Origin of the sequence: Pseudomonas sp. YQ_5 (assembly GCF_043103305.1) — a bacterium.
Classification (GTDB): Bacteria; Pseudomonadota; Gammaproteobacteria; order Pseudomonadales; family Pseudomonadaceae; genus Aquipseudomonas; species Aquipseudomonas putida_Y.
Genome location: NZ_JBICJS010000052.1, coordinates 1 through 14,908 on the forward strand (window position 1 = coordinate 1; position 14,908 = coordinate 14,908).

The following is a 14,908-nucleotide window of genomic DNA, read 5'->3' on the forward strand; positions in this document are numbered from 1 at the left end:
CTGGCGCTGAAAATGCCAAGCCGAGTGATAGAGGCCATCGATCAACCAGTAGGACAAAGCAATTTGACGCCCCTGCCCCCAGGTTATAGCTTGGAGTCATGCCCCAACCCCTTCGAGATTCGAGTGCGAACGTGGAACAGAACAGCCGGGCCCTGATCGACGGCTTCAACCGGAAAATCGACTACCTGCGGATGTCGGTCACCGACCGCTGTGACTTCCGTTGCGTGTACTGCATGGCCGAAGACATGCAGTTTCTGCCGCGCCAGCAAATCCTCAGTCTCGAAGAACTGTTCCAGGTGGCCGAGCGCTTTGTCGCCCTCGGCACCCGCAAGATCCGCCTGACGGGTGGCGAGCCACTGGTACGCCAGGGCATCGTCGACCTGTGTGGGCGCATCGCCGCCCTGCCCGGCCTGCACGAGCTGTGCCTGACCAGCAACGGCTCGCAACTCGGGCGCCTGGCTCAGCCGCTGTTCGACGCCGGCGTGACACGTCTGAACATCAGCCTGGATAGCCTGGATGCCGACCGTTTCAAGCAACTGACCCGCACCGGCGACCTTGCCCAGGTAATCGCCGGCATCGACGCCGCACGCCAGGCCGGTTTCAAACGCACCAAGCTCAACTGCGTGGTACTCAAAGGCCGTAACGACCATGAACTGGTCGATCTGGTGCGCTTTGCCATCGAACGCGAGCTGGACATCACCTTCATCGAGGAAATGCCGCTGGGGGTGATAAGCGAGCATGAACGTGACGAATCGTTCTGCTCCAGCGATGAAGTACGTGAACGCCTGGCCGAGCAGTTCACGCTGATCGAATCGACCGAATCGTCCATGGGGCCGGCCCGCTACTGGCGCCTGGCCGAAGCCACAAACACCCGGGTCGGCTTCATTTCCCCGCACAGCCACAACTTCTGCGCCACCTGCAACCGCGTGCGCCTTACCGTCGAAGGCCGCCTGCTGCTGTGCCTGGGCAACGAACACTCGGTAGACCTCAAGCACGTGCTGCGCGCCCATCCTGGCAACCCCGAACGCCTGGAAAAGGCCATTCGCGACTCGCTGCACCTCAAGCCCTATCGCCATCACTTCGAAGTCGGTGGCGATGTGCAGATCCTGCGCTTCATGAACATGACCGGCGGCTGAGCAGCCGTCTCAGGACTTCCATGATCGTCCCGCCCTCCCCCGATGTGCTGCGCGTGCTGTTCACCCTCAAGGGGTCGATCGTCAAACGCATTGCCCTGCGCTGCCTGACGGTGACACTGCTGGCCGCGCTGATCGTGCTGGTCGAGCGGCATTTCCCGGCGTATTTCTACCCGGTCAGCGCCACGCCATTCACCTTGCTGGGCCTGTCGCTGTCGATCTTCATGAGCTTTCGCAACAACGCGTGCTACGACCGTTGGTGGGAGGGGCGCAAGGCCTGGGGCAAGCTGATTATAGAAACTCGCTCGTTCGTGCGGGAAAGCATGGTGATCGCCGACGAAACACTGCGCAACGAACTGCTGCGCAACTTGTGTGGCTTCGCTCATGCACTCAATGCCCGGCTGCGTAACGAGGACGAACGGGTAGCTGCCAGACCGTGGCTGGCCCAGGCCGATGCGATCAGCCCGCACAATGTGTGCGACGGTATCCTGCGTGAAATCGGCGAACACTGTTCACGGTTGGCCGCGCAGCAACAGATCAGCGAATGGCGCTACAACCTGCTGGAACAACGCCTGGTGGGCCTGACCGAAGTGCAGGCCACCTGCGAGCGGATCAAGGGCACGCCTTTGCCGTTCCCCTACACGCTGCTGCTGCACCGTACCATCTATATTTTCTGCCTGCTGCTGCCGTTTGCCCTGGCCGAGCCGCTGGGCTGGCTGGCACCACTGTTCACCACCATCGTGGGGTACACGTTCTTCGGGCTGGATGCGATCGGCAACGAGCTGGAAGACCCGTTCGGGCGCGATGAGAACGACCTGCCGACCGATGCCATGGTGCGCACGGTGGAGCGCGATGTGCTGGCCGGATTGGGGGAACAGCAGTTGCCGCCGGCCTTGTTGCCGGTGGGGTATGTGTTGAGCTGACCGTGGGTGGTTGCCTGTTCTGGCCTCTTCGCGGGTAAACCCGCTCCTACAAGGCACAGCAGAGGGCCCGAAACCTGTGCTGTACCTTGCACCGGATAACCCTCAGCCCCGGCTTGCGCAGGGCTCGATCGGCAACAGGTGTTTGACGAAGTTGCATGGCCGGTGCCGTGCATCCAGCTGCTCTGCCAGAATCCCTTCCCAGGCGGTGCGGCAGGCCCCGGTCGAGCCCGGCAGGCAGCACACCAACGTGCGGTTGGACAACCCGGCCAACGCCCGGCTCTGCACGGTCGAGCTGCCAATATCGAGAATCGACAATGCCCGGAACAACTCGCCAAACCCATCGATACGCTTGTCCAGCAGGCACTCGACCGCTTCGGGTGTGCTGTCGCGCCCGGTAAAGCCGGTACCGCCGGTGATCAGCACCACCTGCACCTGTTCATCGGCAATCCAGCTGGCCACCTGAGCGCGGATCTTGTACAGGTCGTCCTTGAGCAGCGCTCGCGCCACCAGCCGGTGACCGACCTCGACCGAGCGATTGGCCAGTAGCGCGCCGGAAGTATCGCTATCGTAGGTACGGGTGTCGCTGACAGTCAGCACGGCGATGTTCAGCGGTACGAAGACCGCATCAAGTTGGACGCGCACGGTGAAGCTCCTTGAAGGGCATTTTCACCACGCTAGAGGCATAGCCCCGGGTGCGTCCAATCGATATGACGTACCGGCCGATCAATGACATCTATCGCAGACGTGGGTTAAGGTCTGCACAATCAGACACCAGGCACTTCCATGGACATCAAGCAGCTCAAGTTCCTCATCGCACTCGACCAGACCCGCCACTTCGGCCAAGCGGCGGCGCTGTGCCATATCACCCAGCCGACGCTGTCCATGCGCCTGCGCAACCTGGAAGACGAACTGGACCTGGTGCTGGTCAAGCGGGGCCAGCGCTTCGAAGGTTTCACCGAGGCCGGCGAGCGCATCCTGGCCTGGGCCCGCACCCTGCTCGCTGCCCACGACGGCCTGCAGGCCGAGGCTGCCAGTTGTCGTGGCCAGGTGGTCGGCAGCCTGCGCCTGGGCACGGTGCCGCTGGCCAGTTTCAACCCCATGCACCTGCTGCTGCCCCTGCGCGAAAAATACCCCGAACTGCACTTTCAGCTCAGCTCGCTGAGTTCGGAACAGGTCATCGACGGCCTCAGCCGCAACCAGCTCGACCTGGGTATCTGCTACCTGGACCAGGTCAATACCAGCTTCTTCGAAGTGATCGAACTCGGCACCACCACCATGGGCCTGCTGCACGACACGCGGCACTTCCAGTTCGCCAGCGACCGACTGCGCTGGGACGAGCTCGGCGATATTCCGCTGGGGCTGCTGAGCAAAGGCATGCACTACCGCCAGTCTCTGGACCTGAGCTTCCGTAGCCGTGGTCTTGAACCCAATGCGGTGCTTGAGAGCGACTCGAGCTTCCAGCTTATCCAGGCCATCAACACCGGCATATGTTGCGCGATCATGCCACTGGACTGCGGCCTGGAAGACCTCAGCGAGCACCTGCGAATCCTGCCGGTGGCCGACGCCGCCATCCTTAGCCCGGTCGGGCTGCTGCTGCGCCGCAGCGAGCCGCGCTCGGCGATTGCCGAGCAATGCTTTGCCGAGGCCGGTGGGCTGTTTCAGGCCACCTGATCGGCGGTAGCCTGGCGATACTGGCGCGGCGTAAAGCCGGTCAGTTGCTTGAACTGGCGGCTGAAGGCGCTGTGATCGGTGTAGCCGCAGCGCATCGCCACTTCAGTGATCGGCAGCTCCGAATGCAGCAGGCGGTGGGCATGCTCCAGGCGCGCCTTGTGGATCATCTGCCGGGGCGTGAGGTGGAACACCCGCTTGCAGTAGCGTTCCAGTTGAGCCACGGAGATACCAGCGATGCGGGTCAGCTCGCCCATGCTGATCGGCTGATGAAAATGCCGGCGGATGTGCTCGTCAACCGCCGCCAGGCGCTGATAGGCAGGGTGGCTGTCGGCGGCTGACTGCAAGTCGACCGAGATGCCGACCAGGCCGATGATTTCGCTGGCAGGGTTGTACAGCGGGCGCTTGTGGGTCAGGCACCAGCCAGGCTCACGGCTGCCGTAGAGGTGCAGCTCCAATTGGTCCTCCAGCACCAGGCCTTCCTTGAGAACACGTCGATCCTGCTCGGTATAGCCGGGGCCAAACTGTGCCGGAAATACCTCGGCGCTGGTCTTGCCTAGCAGCGGTTGCAGGCGCTTGAGGCCACAGCGCTGGACCAGTGTGTTGTTGGCCAACGCATAGCGGGCAGCAGAATCCTTGATGAAGACTGCGGCGTTGGGGATGGCGTCGAGCATCGGCAGCAACAGCGATACGCCGGCGAGCAGGGCCTCAAGGGTGGCGGGGCGGTGCTGGTCGAGGGACTGGTAGAGGGTTGCCAGGGGGGCGTCGGTCATCTGTCGGTTCTCTGCTGGCTGGGCCGGCCTCTTCGCGGGTGAACCCGCTCCTACAGGGCCCCCACAGATTTCGAATTCTGCGCCGTACCTGTAGGAGCGGGTTCACCCGCGAAAGGGCCGGCACTAGCACTGCATCTCTCAAACCCTTATCCGGTATGGCTTTGAGCCTATCCCCCCGCTTTGCGCCTTACCACTGTTTTTCTGCAACTGTGCCGATTTCGTCATTCCCTGTGCAGAAAACCATCAAGAACCGCCGCCCGGATCGGTCCACTCTATGCCCCACGCAAGCCGCCCAAGTCCTACAAGAGCGCGGCCCAAAAAGCCGCATCTCGTGACATCAGACCTGCCTATCCAATAACCAACAAAAAGGCGAACCCATGTCAGGCAAATTCAAAAAACAGTTATCACTGCTGGACCTCACCTTCATCGGCCTAGGCGCCATCTTCGGCTCCGGTTGGCTGTTTGCCGCCAGCCATGTCTCGGCCATCGCCGGCCCGGCCGGCATCCTCTCCTGGTTCCTGGGCGGGTTCGCCGTACTGTTGCTGGGCATCGTCTACTGCGAGCTGGGCGCCGCCTTGCCCCGCGCCGGTGGCGTGGTGCGCTACCCGGTGTACTCGCACGGCCCGCTGTTGGGCTACCTGATGGGCTTCATCACCCTGATCGCCTTTTCCAGCCTGATCGCCATCGAGGTGGTCGCCTCACGCCAATACGCCGCCGCCTGGTTTCCCGGGCTCACCAAGGCCGGCTCCAGCGACCCGACCGTGCTCGGCTGGCTGGTGCAGTTCGCCTTGCTGGGGCTGTTCTTCTTTCTCAACTACCGCAGCGTGAAAACCTTCGCCAAGGCCAACAACCTGGTCAGCGTGTTCAAGTTCATCGTGCCACTGCTGGTGATCGGCGTGCTGTTCACCTTCTTCAAACCGGAAAACTTCGAGGTCCAGGGCTTTGCCCCGTTCGGTCTGTCCGGGGTGGAAATGGCGGTATCCGCCGGTGGCATCATCTTCGCCTACCTGGGCCTGACGCCGATCATTTCGGTGGCCAGCGAGGTGAAGAACCCGCAACGCACCATCCCCATTGCACTGATCTTGTCGGTACTGCTGTCCACCGCCATCTACGCGCTGCTGCAACTGGCTTTCCTTGGCAGCGTGCCGACCGAAATGCTGGCCAACGGCTGGGCCAGCGTGACCAAGGAGCTGGCACTGCCCTACCGTGACATCGCCCTGGCCCTGGGTGTGGGCTGGCTCGCCTACCTGGTGGTGGCCGACGCAGTGATCTCGCCAAGCGGCTGCGGCAACATCTACATGAACGCCACCCCACGCGTGATCTATGGCTGGGCGCAGACCGGCACCTTCTTCAAGTACTTCACCCGCATCGATGCAGAATCCGGCATCCCGCGCCCGGCCCTGTGGCTGACGTTTGGCTTGTCGGTATTCTGGACCCTGCCTTTCCCATCGTGGGAAGCGCTGATCAACGTGGTGTCCGCTGCCCTGGTGCTGAGCTACGCCGTGGCCCCGGTCAGCGTCGCCGCCCTGCGCCGCAATGCACCACACATGCCGCGCCCGTTCCGGGTCAAGGGCATGGCCGTGCTTGGCCCGCTGTCGTTCATCATCGCTGCACTGATCGTGTACTGGTCGGGCTGGAACACCGTGTCGTGGCTGCTGGCCCTGCAGATCGTGATGTTCGTGCTGTACCTGCTGTGCAGCCGTTTCGTACCTACCCAGCACCTTTCGCTGGCCCAGCAAGTTCGCTCGTCGGCGTGGCTGATCGGGTTCTACGCGGTGACCATCCTGCTGTCGTGGCTGGGCAGCTTCGGCGGCCTGGGCGTCATCGGCCACCCATTCGACACCGTGGTCGTGGCGGCCTGCGCACTGGGCATCTACTACTGGGGCGCCGCCACGGGTGTACCTGCCCACCTGGTGCGTCTGGAAGGCGACGACGAAAGCGAAGCCTGCGCTGAAACCATTAACGGCCGCCCTGTCGCCGTCGCTTCCTGATCTTTTAAGCAAGGGACAAGCCCATGAAACAGATTCACGTCATCGACTCCCACACGGGTGGCGAACCAACCCGCCTGGTGATGAAGGGCTTTCCGCAACTGCGGGGCCGAAGCATGGCCGAACAGCGTGACGAACTGCGCGAACTGCACGACCGGTGGCGCCGCGCCTGCCTGCTGGAGCCACGCGGCAACGATGTGCTGGTTGGCGCACTGTACTGCCCGCCAGTGTCGGCCGACGCCACCTGCGGGGTGATCTTCTTCAACAACGCCGGTTACCTGAACATGTGCGGCCACGGCACCATCGGCCTGGTCGCCTCGCTACAGCACCTGGGCCTGATCACACCAGGTGTGCACAAGATCGACACCCCGGTCGGCCAGGTCAGCGCCACCTTGCATGAAGATGGCGCCATCACCGTCGCCAACGTGCCCTCCTACCGCTACCGCCAACAGGTTGCGGTGGACGTGCCCGGCCATGGCGTGGTGCGCGGCGACATCGCCTGGGGCGGCAACTGGTTTTTCCTTGTATCCGAACACGGCCAGAGGATCGAGCTGGATAACCGCGAAGCGCTGACCGAGTACACCTGGGCCATGCTCAAGGCCCTGGAAGCCCAGGGCGTCACCGGCGAAAACGGCGCGCCCATCGACCACATCGAACTGTTCGCCGACGCCCCCAACGCCGACAGCCGCAACTTCGTGATGTGCCCCGGCAAGGCCTACGACCGCTCCCCATGCGGCACAGGCACCAGCGCCAAGCTGGCCTGCCTGGCTGCCGACGGCAAGCTAGCCGAAGGCCAGACCTGGGTGCAGGCCAGCATCACCGGCAGCCAGTTCCATGGCCGCTACGTGCGCGACGGCGAACGCATTCGCCCGTTCATCACCGGCCGCGCCTACATGACCGCCGACAGCACCCTGCTGATCGACGAACAAGACCCGTTCGCCTGGGGCATCTGACCCCGGTCTTTTCCCGACTGAACTTTGCCAGGAGTGACAACAATGAATGACAACATCTTCACCGGCACCATGCCCGCCCTGATGACCCCGTGCACCGCCGAGCGCAAACCGGACTTCGACGCCTTGGTGCGCAAGGGCCGCGAGCTGATCGAGGCCGGCATGAGCGCGGTGGTGTACTGCGGTTCGATGGGTGATTGGCCGCTGCTGACCGAGGCCGAGCGCCAGGAAGGCGTGGCGCGCCTGGTGGCGGCCGGTATCCCGACCATTGTCGGCACCGGCGCGGTGAACACCCGTGAGGCGGTTTCGCACGCTGCGCATGCCGCCAAGGTTGGCGCCGCCGGCCTGATGGTCATCCCACGCGTGCTCAGCCGCGGTGCTTCGCTGATCGCCCAGAAGCACCACTTCTCGGCCATCCTCGCTGCCGCGCCGAAACTGCCGGCGGTGATCTACAACAGCCCTTACTACGGCTTTGCCACCCGCGCCGACCTGTTCTTCGAACTGCGCAGCGAGTTCCCCAACCTGATCGGCTTCAAGGAGTTCGGCGGTGGCGCCGACCTGCGCTACGCCGCCGAACACATCACCTCCAAGGATGACGATGTCACCCTGATGGTCGGTGTCGACACCCAAGTGGTGCATGGCTTCGTCAATTGCAACGCCACCGGCGCCATCACCGGCATCGGCAATGCCCTGCCGCGGGAAGTGCTGCAACTGGTGAGCCTGAGTAAACAGGCGGCCAAAGGCGACGCCCGTGCCCGCCGCCTGGCGCGCGAGCTGGAAGCGGCGCTGGCGGTGCTGTCGTCGTTCGATGAAGGCTGCGACCTGGTGTTGTATTACAAGCACTTGATGGTGCTCAACGGCGACACCGAGTACAGCCTGCACTTCAACGCGACCGACGCACTGACCGACGCTCAGCGCAACTATGCCGAACAGCAGTACACGCTGTTCCGCAACTGGTACGCCAGCTGGTCGGCTGAGCAAAACATCGCCTGATTCAAAGCCGAGCCGCAGCCTCCCTGTGGGAGCGGGTTCACCCGCGAACACCGGCGAAGCCGGTGCCAGACACCGAGTCGCCTGCTTCGCGGGTGAACCCGCTCCCACAGGAGTCGCGGCGCACCCTCGATCCTGTCTTTTTAGTTTCCAAGGAGGCTACATGCCCCTCACAGGCAACCTGCTGATCGGCCAGAGGCCGGTAACCGGCAGCCGCGAAGCCATCCGTGCCATCGACCCAAGTACCGGTCAGACGTTGGAACCGGCCTACCTCGGCGGCACAGGCGAACACGTGGCCCAGGCCTGCGCCCTGGCCTGGGCGGCATTCGACGCCTACCGCGAAACATCGCTCGAACAACGAGCAGAGTTCCTTGAAGCCATCGCCACACAGATCGAGGCCATCGGCGATGCCCTGATCGACCGCGCCGTGGCCGAAACCGGCCTGCCCAAGGCGCGCATTCAGGGCGAGCGTGGTCGTACCTGCACCCAGCTACGCACCTTTGCCCGGGTAGTGCGGGCCGGCGAATGGCTGGACGTGCGGGTCGACAGCGCCCTGCCTAAGCGCCAGCCACTCCCCCGCGCTGATCTGCGCCAGCGCCAGGTGGCCCTGGGGCCAGTCGCCGTGTTTGGCGCCAGCAATTTCCCGCTGGCCTTCTCGGTGGCCGGTGGTGACACCGCGTCGGCACTGGCCGCTGGCTGCCCAGTGGTGGTCAAGGCCCACAGTGCCCACCCCGGCACCAGCGAGCTGGTCGGCCAGGCGGTGGCGCAAGCGGTGAAGCAGTGCGGCTTACCGGAGGGTGTGTTCTCGCTGCTTTATGGCTCGGGCCGCGAAGTGGGCATTGCCCTGGTCAGCGACCCACGTATCAAAGCCGTTGGTTTCACCGGTTCGCGCAGCGGTGGCATGGCGCTGTGCCAGGCCGCCCAGGCGCGCCCGGAGCCTATTCCGGTGTATGCCGAAATGAGTTCGATCAACCCGGTGTTCCTGTTCGACGCCGCCCTGCAAACCCGTGCCGAAGCACTGGCACAAGGTTTCGTCGCCTCGCTGACCCAGGGCGCCGGCCAGTTCTGCACCAACCCTGGCCTGGTAATCGCCCGGCAGGGACCGGCATTGCAGCGGTTCATCACTGCAGCCGCCGGGTACGTGCAGCAAGCCGCCGCCCAAACCATGCTCACCCCCGGCATTTTCAGTGCCTACCAGGCCGGTATCGCAGTCCTGGCAGACAACCCCTGTGCCCAAACCATCGCCAGTGGCCAAACCGATCAGGGCCCCAACCAGTGCCAGGCACAGTTGTTCGTGACCCAGGCCGAAGCGTTTCTCGCCGACCCGGCGTTGCAGGCTGAGGTGTTCGGTGCAGCGTCGCTGGTCGTTGCCTGCAGCGACGATGAGCAGGTCCGCCAGGTAGCGGAACACCTGGAAGGTCAGCTGACCGCCACCCTGCAACTGGACGAGGCCGACATCGACAGCGCTCGCGCCCTGCTACCCACCCTTGAGCGTAAGGCCGGGCGCATTCTGGTCAATGGCTGGCCGACCGGCGTCGAGGTGTGCGACGCCATGGTCCACGGCGGGCCGTTCCCGGCCACTTCCGATGCCCGCACCACCTCGGTGGGCACGGCGGCGATCCTGCGTTTCCTGCGCCCGGTTTGCTACCAGGACTTCCCCGATGCGCTGCTGCCGCAAGCGTTGAAACACGACAACCCGCTGCAGTTGCGGCGCCTGCTTGATGGTAAACGGGAAGACTGAGCATGGTCGAAACCGCTGAAACCGATATCGCCGTGGTGGGCGCCGGCATTGTCGGCGTCACCTGTGCCCTGCAACTGGCCCGCCAGGGCCATCGGGTAACGCTGGTCGACCGCCAGGCACCCGGCCTCGGCGCGTCTTTCGGCAATGCCGGGCACCTGGCAACCGAGCAAGTGTTCCCGATTGCCGACCTGTCGATCCTCAAGCGCCTGCCTCGCATGCTGCTCGACCCGATGGGCCCGCTGCGCCTGGACTGGAAATACCTGCCCAAGGCCATGCCGTGGTTCACGCGGCTGCTGCTCAACCTGCGCCCGGCGCCGTTCCAGCGCAGCGTGGCTGGCATCCGCACGTTGAACGAAGGCAGCTTGGGCGCCTGGCACCGGCTGTTGAGCTCGATCGGGCGCAGCGAATTGTTTCAAGAGGATGGTTCGTTGCTGGTGTTCGAGAAGCCTGAGTCACGCCAGACACTGGAGGCGTTGCGCACACGCATGCAACAGCAGGCGGTGCCGGTGGACTTCTGGCCGGCCGAAACCGTGCGTGAAGCGGCGCCGCAACTCAGCCCGTCACTGTTGGGCGGACTGTTCTTTCCGTGCACCGGGCACTTCATCGACCCTTATCGGGTGGTGTGCGAATTGTTCGAAGCGGCCAAGGCCAGCGGGGTGCGCTTTGTCCAGGCGCAGGTCGATGGTGGGCAGTTGCACAGTGCCGGCGTGAGCCTTGCCAGCGACCAAGGCATGCTCAATGCACGCCAGGTGCTTGTCAGCTGTGGTGCCCACTCTGCGAAACTGACCGCCGCGCTGACAGGCAAACGGGTGCCGCTGGATACAGAGCGCGGCTACCATCTGATGTTGCCAGGTGAGCACCAGCGCCTGCCGTTTGCGGTCACCTCGCTTGAGCGCAAGTTCATCATGACGCCCATGGCCGATGGCTTGCGCCTGGCTGGCACTGTGGAGTTTGCCGGGCTGCAGGCACCGCCGAGCATGCAACGGGCTTGGCAATTGCACCGGTTGAGCAAGGGGTTGTTCCGGCACGACTTGAGCGTCGCTGGGGCAACGCCGTGGATGGGGTTCAGGCCTTCGTTGCCGGACTCGCTGCCCGTGATCGACAGGGTGTGCGATGGGCGGGTGCTGTTGGCGTTTGGGCATCAGCACCTGGGGCTGACTCAGGCGGCGGTGACGGCGGAATGGGTGGGGCGGCTGGCTGAGCAGGCTGGTGGGCCTGAGATGGCTGCATACCGACTGGATCGGTTTTAGCCTTTACCGGCCTCTTCGCGGGCAAGGCCGCTCCCACAGAGAGGGTGCTGCATCTGAAACCTGTGGTGTCTCTGTGGGGCCGGGCTTGCCCGAGAATGGGCTGCAAAGCAGCCCTTCCAAGCCTCAGCGGTAACGCTCGAGCCAGTGCGCATACGGTGCCGGCAAGGTCCAGGAGGCTTTTTCCACCCCCAGTTCCTTGGCCGCAAAGTAAGCCCAGTGCGGGTCGGCCAGGTGCGCGCGCCCTACCGAAACCAGATCCAGCTGGTTGGCCTGCAATGCGGCCTCCGCCAACTGCGGCGTACCAAAGCCCCACGCCGACGTCACGGGCAGCTTTGCCTCGCGGCGCACGCGCTCGGCAATAGGCCCCATGAACGCGGGCCCCCAGGGGATGTTGGTGTCGGGAATGGTGAAGCCGACACTCACGCTCAGCAGGTCGAGCCCACCGGCCTTGAAGCGACGGGCCAGTTCGATCGACTCTTCCAGGGTCTGCTCATCGCGGCCATCATATTCCAACACACCAAAGCGCGCGGTCAGCGGCAGGTTCTCCGGCCACACTTCGCGCACGGCGGCCAGTGTTTCCAGCAGGAAGCGGCTGCGGTTGTCGAAGCTGCCACCGTAGGCATCGGTGCGCTTGTTGGAGTGCTCAGAGAAGAAGCTCTGGCCTAGGTAGCCATGGGCAAAGTGCAGTTCGATCCACTCGAAGCCGGCATCACGCGCACGGCGGGCCGCATCGACGAAGTCCTGCTTGACCCGGGCGATATCGTCCAGCGTCATTTCCCGTGGCACCTTCGGCAGGTGCGCGCCAAAGGCAATGGCAGACGGGGCAATGGTCTCCCAGCCGCGCGTGTCGTCGGCGGCAATGTGGTCATCACCCTCCCACGGGCGGTTGGCGCTGGCCTTGCGCCCGGCGTGGGCAATCTGGATACCCGGCACGGAACCGGCAGCCTTGATGGCCTGCACCACCGGTACGAACGCCTGAGCGTGGGCATCGCTCCAGATACCGGCGCAACCGGGGGTGATACGCCCTTCCGGCGCCACAGCAGTGGCTTCGACCACCAGCAAGCCCGCACCACCACGGGCCAGCCCGGCCAGGTGCACATGGTGCCAGTCGTTGATCATGCCGTCTTCGGCCATGTATTGGCACATCGGCGGAATGGCAATGCGGTTTCGCAGGGTGACGTCTTTGAGGGTGTAGGGTTCGAACAGTGCGGACATGGGAAACTCCGGGGTCATCTGATTACTGTTGTTCGATCATAATCGAACTATGGCAATTAATGAAACCCCCGTTATCATGTCAACCATGCGAGCCTATAAACATCCCAACCCCGAAGACCTTATCCTTGAACGCCTGCTCTATGCGCTCAGCGACCCCGTGCGCCTGGAAATCGTCCGCCACCTGGCCGGCGTGGCCGAGGCCAGCTGTGGCGAGCTGGACGGAGGTCGGCCGAAGTCGAGCATGTCCCATCACTTCCGTGTGTTGCGTGATGCAGGGCTGGTGCAAACCCGCAATGTCGGGACTACCCATATGAATTCGCTGCGTAGCGAGATGCTGGATAAGCGGTTCCCGGGGTTGCTGGAGTGCATACTGCGCCAGCAGTGATACCTGTGCAGGCCTCTTCGCGGGTGAACCCGCTCCTACAGGGATGGCGATAAGCCTGAGGGTTGCGCTGTGCTTGGCAAAAAAAAGCCACGAGGTCTCCCCCGTGGCTAGTTTCACAACAATGGCCGATTACAGCGCCATGTCGTTCTCGGGCTTGCTCTCAACCGGGTCGCTCGCCGCGCCACCGAACTCAACGCTGGCGTCGATCACCGGCGGTTTCCCCAGCTGCAGCACTTCAGCGGTGTAGTTCCACTCTTTCTGGGTGGCCGCTGCCGAATCGTTCAGCTTGGTGCCGTAGCTCGGCACGATTTCCTTGATCTTGGCCTGCCACTCTGGGGTCGCGACCTTCTCCTTGAACACCGTTTCCAGCACGTGCAGCATGATCGGCGCAGCGGTCGAAGCACCCGGCGATGCACCCAGCAGGCCCGCGATGGTGCGGTCTTCGGACGCCACCACTTCAGTGCCCAGCTTCAGCACGCCGCCCTTCTCGGCATCACGTTTGATGATTTGCACGCGCTGGCCGGCCTGCCACAGGCGCCATTCTTCTTTCTTGGCGTTCGGGAAGTAGGTGCGCAGGGCTTCGAAGCGGTCATCGTCAGACAGCATCAGCTGGCCAGCGAGGTACTCGACCAGTGGGTACTGGTCGATACCGACTTTGGTCATCGGCCACACGTTGTGGGTGGTGGTGCTGCTCAGCAGGTCCAGGTACGAGCCATTCTTCAGGAACTTGGTCGAGAAGGTGGCGAACGGGCCAAACAGGATCACGCGCTTGCCATCCAGCACACGGGTGTCCAGGTGCGGGACCGACATGGGTGGTGCACCGGTCGAGGCGATACCATAGGCCTTGGCCATGTGCTGCATGGCCACGGTCGGGTTCTCGGTCACCAGGAACGAACCGCCTACCGGGAAGCCTGCGTATTCCTTGGCTTCCGGAATACCCGACTTCTGCAGCAGCTTCAATGCGCCGCCGCCGGCACCGATGAACAGGAACTTGGCGTCGGTGGCCGACTCGGTGCCGTCCTTCAGGTTCTTGTATTCGACGTGCCAGGAGCCGTCCTTGTTGCGGGTGATGTCCTGCACTTCGCTGGACAGCTTCAGGTCGAAGCCTTTCTGGGTCTGCAGGTGGCCGACGAACTGACGGGTGATCTCGCCAAAGTTGACGTCGGTGCCGATTGGCGTCCAGGTCACGGCCAGCTTCTGGTTCGGGTCGCGGCCTTCCATCATCAGCGGGACCCACTTGGCGATCTGCGCGTGGTCCTCGGAGTACTGCATCGGGCGGAACAGCGGGCTGGTCTGCAGTGCGTCGTAACGTTTCTTGAGGAACTTGATGTTGTCATCGCCCCACACGAAGCTCATGTGCGGTGTGGTGTTGATGAACGAGTGCGGGTTCTTCAGTACGCCCTGGCGTACCTGCCACGACCAGAACTGGCGGGAGATCTGGAAGGCTTCGTTGATTTCGATGGCCTTGGAGATGTTGACGTTGCCGTCTTTGTCTTCCGGGGTGTAGTTCAGCTCGGCCAGCGCGGAGTGGCCGGTACCGGCGTTGTTCCAGCCGTTGGAGCTTTCTTCGGCCACGCCATCCAGGCGCTCGACCATTTCCATCGACCAGCTCGGCTCCAGCTCGTGCAGCCACACGGCCAGGGTGGAGCTCATGATGCCGCCGCCGACCAGCAGCACGTCTACTTTTTTGGTTTCTGCAGCGTGCGCTTGAATGACGCTTGCAGCGACCGCCAGACCCAGCAAGGTCTTGCCAGCTTTCTTGAACATTGATCATTTCCAGTCAGGAGAACAGAGTGAGGGCCTGTGGCTGGCCCCGGTATAGCGTGTTCTTCAGCGCAGGCTTGTTGTTGATCATTGTTCAGCAGCCAGAGAACCAGAAAACGACTCGGCCT

The 14,908-nt window shown here is 63.5% G+C and carries 13 protein-coding genes; 9 read left to right on the plus strand and 4 right to left on the minus strand.

Annotated features, from left to right (window positions below):
- Positions 1-131 precede the first annotated feature (131 nt).
- Both moaA and ACF8EA_RS11595 read left to right on the plus strand, forming a co-directional pair.
- On the plus strand, positions 132-1,136 hold the full coding sequence (gene moaA / locus ACF8EA_RS11590; protein WP_103462156.1) for a GTP 3',8-cyclase MoaA: 1,005 nt from the start codon (positions 132-134) through the stop codon (positions 1,134-1,136).
- Positions 1,137-1,156: 20 nt separating this feature from the next.
- On the plus strand, positions 1,157-2,056 hold the full coding sequence (locus ACF8EA_RS11595) for a bestrophin family protein (RefSeq protein ID WP_392522076.1): 900 nt from the start codon (positions 1,157-1,159) through the stop codon (positions 2,054-2,056).
- A gap of 102 nt (positions 2,057-2,158) precedes the next feature.
- On the opposite strand, the gene moaB is transcribed toward ACF8EA_RS11595, so the two are convergent.
- Positions 2,159-2,698 (minus strand): molybdenum cofactor biosynthesis protein B, encoded by a 540-nt coding sequence (gene moaB, locus ACF8EA_RS11600; RefSeq protein ID WP_392522078.1) that lies wholly within the window; start codon positions 2,696-2,698, stop codon positions 2,159-2,161.
- Positions 2,699-2,839: 141 nt separating this feature from the next.
- Between moaB and ACF8EA_RS11605 the strand changes: the two genes are divergently transcribed.
- Complete coding sequence (locus tag ACF8EA_RS11605) at positions 2,840-3,727, plus strand: LysR family transcriptional regulator (RefSeq protein WP_392522080.1); 888 nt, start codon at positions 2,840-2,842, stop codon at positions 3,725-3,727.
- Here ACF8EA_RS11605 and ACF8EA_RS11610 read toward each other — a convergent pair.
- Positions 3,715-4,497 (minus strand): helix-turn-helix domain-containing protein, encoded by a 783-nt coding sequence (locus tag ACF8EA_RS11610; RefSeq protein ID WP_392522081.1) that lies wholly within the window; start codon positions 4,495-4,497, stop codon positions 3,715-3,717. The genes ACF8EA_RS11605 and ACF8EA_RS11610 overlap by 13 nt on opposite strands.
- A gap of 377 nt (positions 4,498-4,874) precedes the next feature.
- On the opposite strand from ACF8EA_RS11610, the gene ACF8EA_RS11615 reads away from it, so the two are divergent.
- The 5 genes from ACF8EA_RS11615 to ACF8EA_RS11635 all read left to right on the plus strand — a co-directional run bounded on the left by ACF8EA_RS11615 (position 4,875) and on the right by ACF8EA_RS11635 (position 11,416).
- Positions 4,875-6,488: an APC family permease gene (locus tag ACF8EA_RS11615; RefSeq protein ID WP_088513427.1), complete on the plus strand. Its 1,614-nt coding sequence runs from the start codon at positions 4,875-4,877 to the stop codon at positions 6,486-6,488.
- 23 nt (positions 6,489-6,511) lie between these two features.
- Positions 6,512-7,438 (plus strand): 4-hydroxyproline epimerase, encoded by a 927-nt coding sequence (locus ACF8EA_RS11620; protein ID WP_392522082.1) that lies wholly within the window; start codon positions 6,512-6,514, stop codon positions 7,436-7,438.
- A 42-nt stretch (positions 7,439-7,480) separates the two neighbouring features.
- Complete coding sequence (locus tag ACF8EA_RS11625; RefSeq protein WP_021783358.1) at positions 7,481-8,428, plus strand: dihydrodipicolinate synthase family protein; 948 nt, start codon at positions 7,481-7,483, stop codon at positions 8,426-8,428.
- Positions 8,429-8,588: 160 nt separating this feature from the next.
- Positions 8,589-10,166, plus strand: coding sequence for an aldehyde dehydrogenase (NADP(+)) (locus ACF8EA_RS11630; RefSeq protein ID WP_392522083.1), 1,578 nt, complete (start codon positions 8,589-8,591; stop codon positions 10,164-10,166).
- Between the two features lie 2 nt (positions 10,167-10,168).
- Entirely contained in the window at positions 10,169-11,416 is a 1,248-nt protein-coding gene (locus ACF8EA_RS11635) for an NAD(P)/FAD-dependent oxidoreductase (RefSeq protein WP_392522084.1), read from the plus strand.
- Positions 11,417-11,539: 123 nt separating this feature from the next.
- Here ACF8EA_RS11635 and xenA read toward each other — a convergent pair whose 3' ends face one another.
- The gene (gene xenA / locus ACF8EA_RS11640) at positions 11,540-12,631 is read right to left on the minus strand and encodes a xenobiotic reductase XenA (protein WP_021783355.1); all 1,092 of its coding nucleotides are present in this window, start codon (positions 12,629-12,631) and stop codon (positions 11,540-11,542) included.
- 49 nt (positions 12,632-12,680) lie between these two features.
- On the opposite strand from xenA, the gene ACF8EA_RS11645 reads away from it, so the two are divergent.
- Complete coding sequence (locus ACF8EA_RS11645) at positions 12,681-13,016, plus strand: helix-turn-helix transcriptional regulator (RefSeq protein WP_021783354.1); 336 nt, start codon at positions 12,681-12,683, stop codon at positions 13,014-13,016.
- 129 nt (positions 13,017-13,145) lie between these two features.
- On the opposite strand, the gene mqo is transcribed toward ACF8EA_RS11645, so the two are convergent.
- Positions 13,146-14,783: a malate dehydrogenase (quinone) gene (gene mqo, locus ACF8EA_RS11650; protein ID WP_021783353.1), complete on the minus strand. Its 1,638-nt coding sequence runs from the start codon at positions 14,781-14,783 to the stop codon at positions 13,146-13,148.
- Positions 14,784-14,908 lie beyond the last annotated feature (125 nt).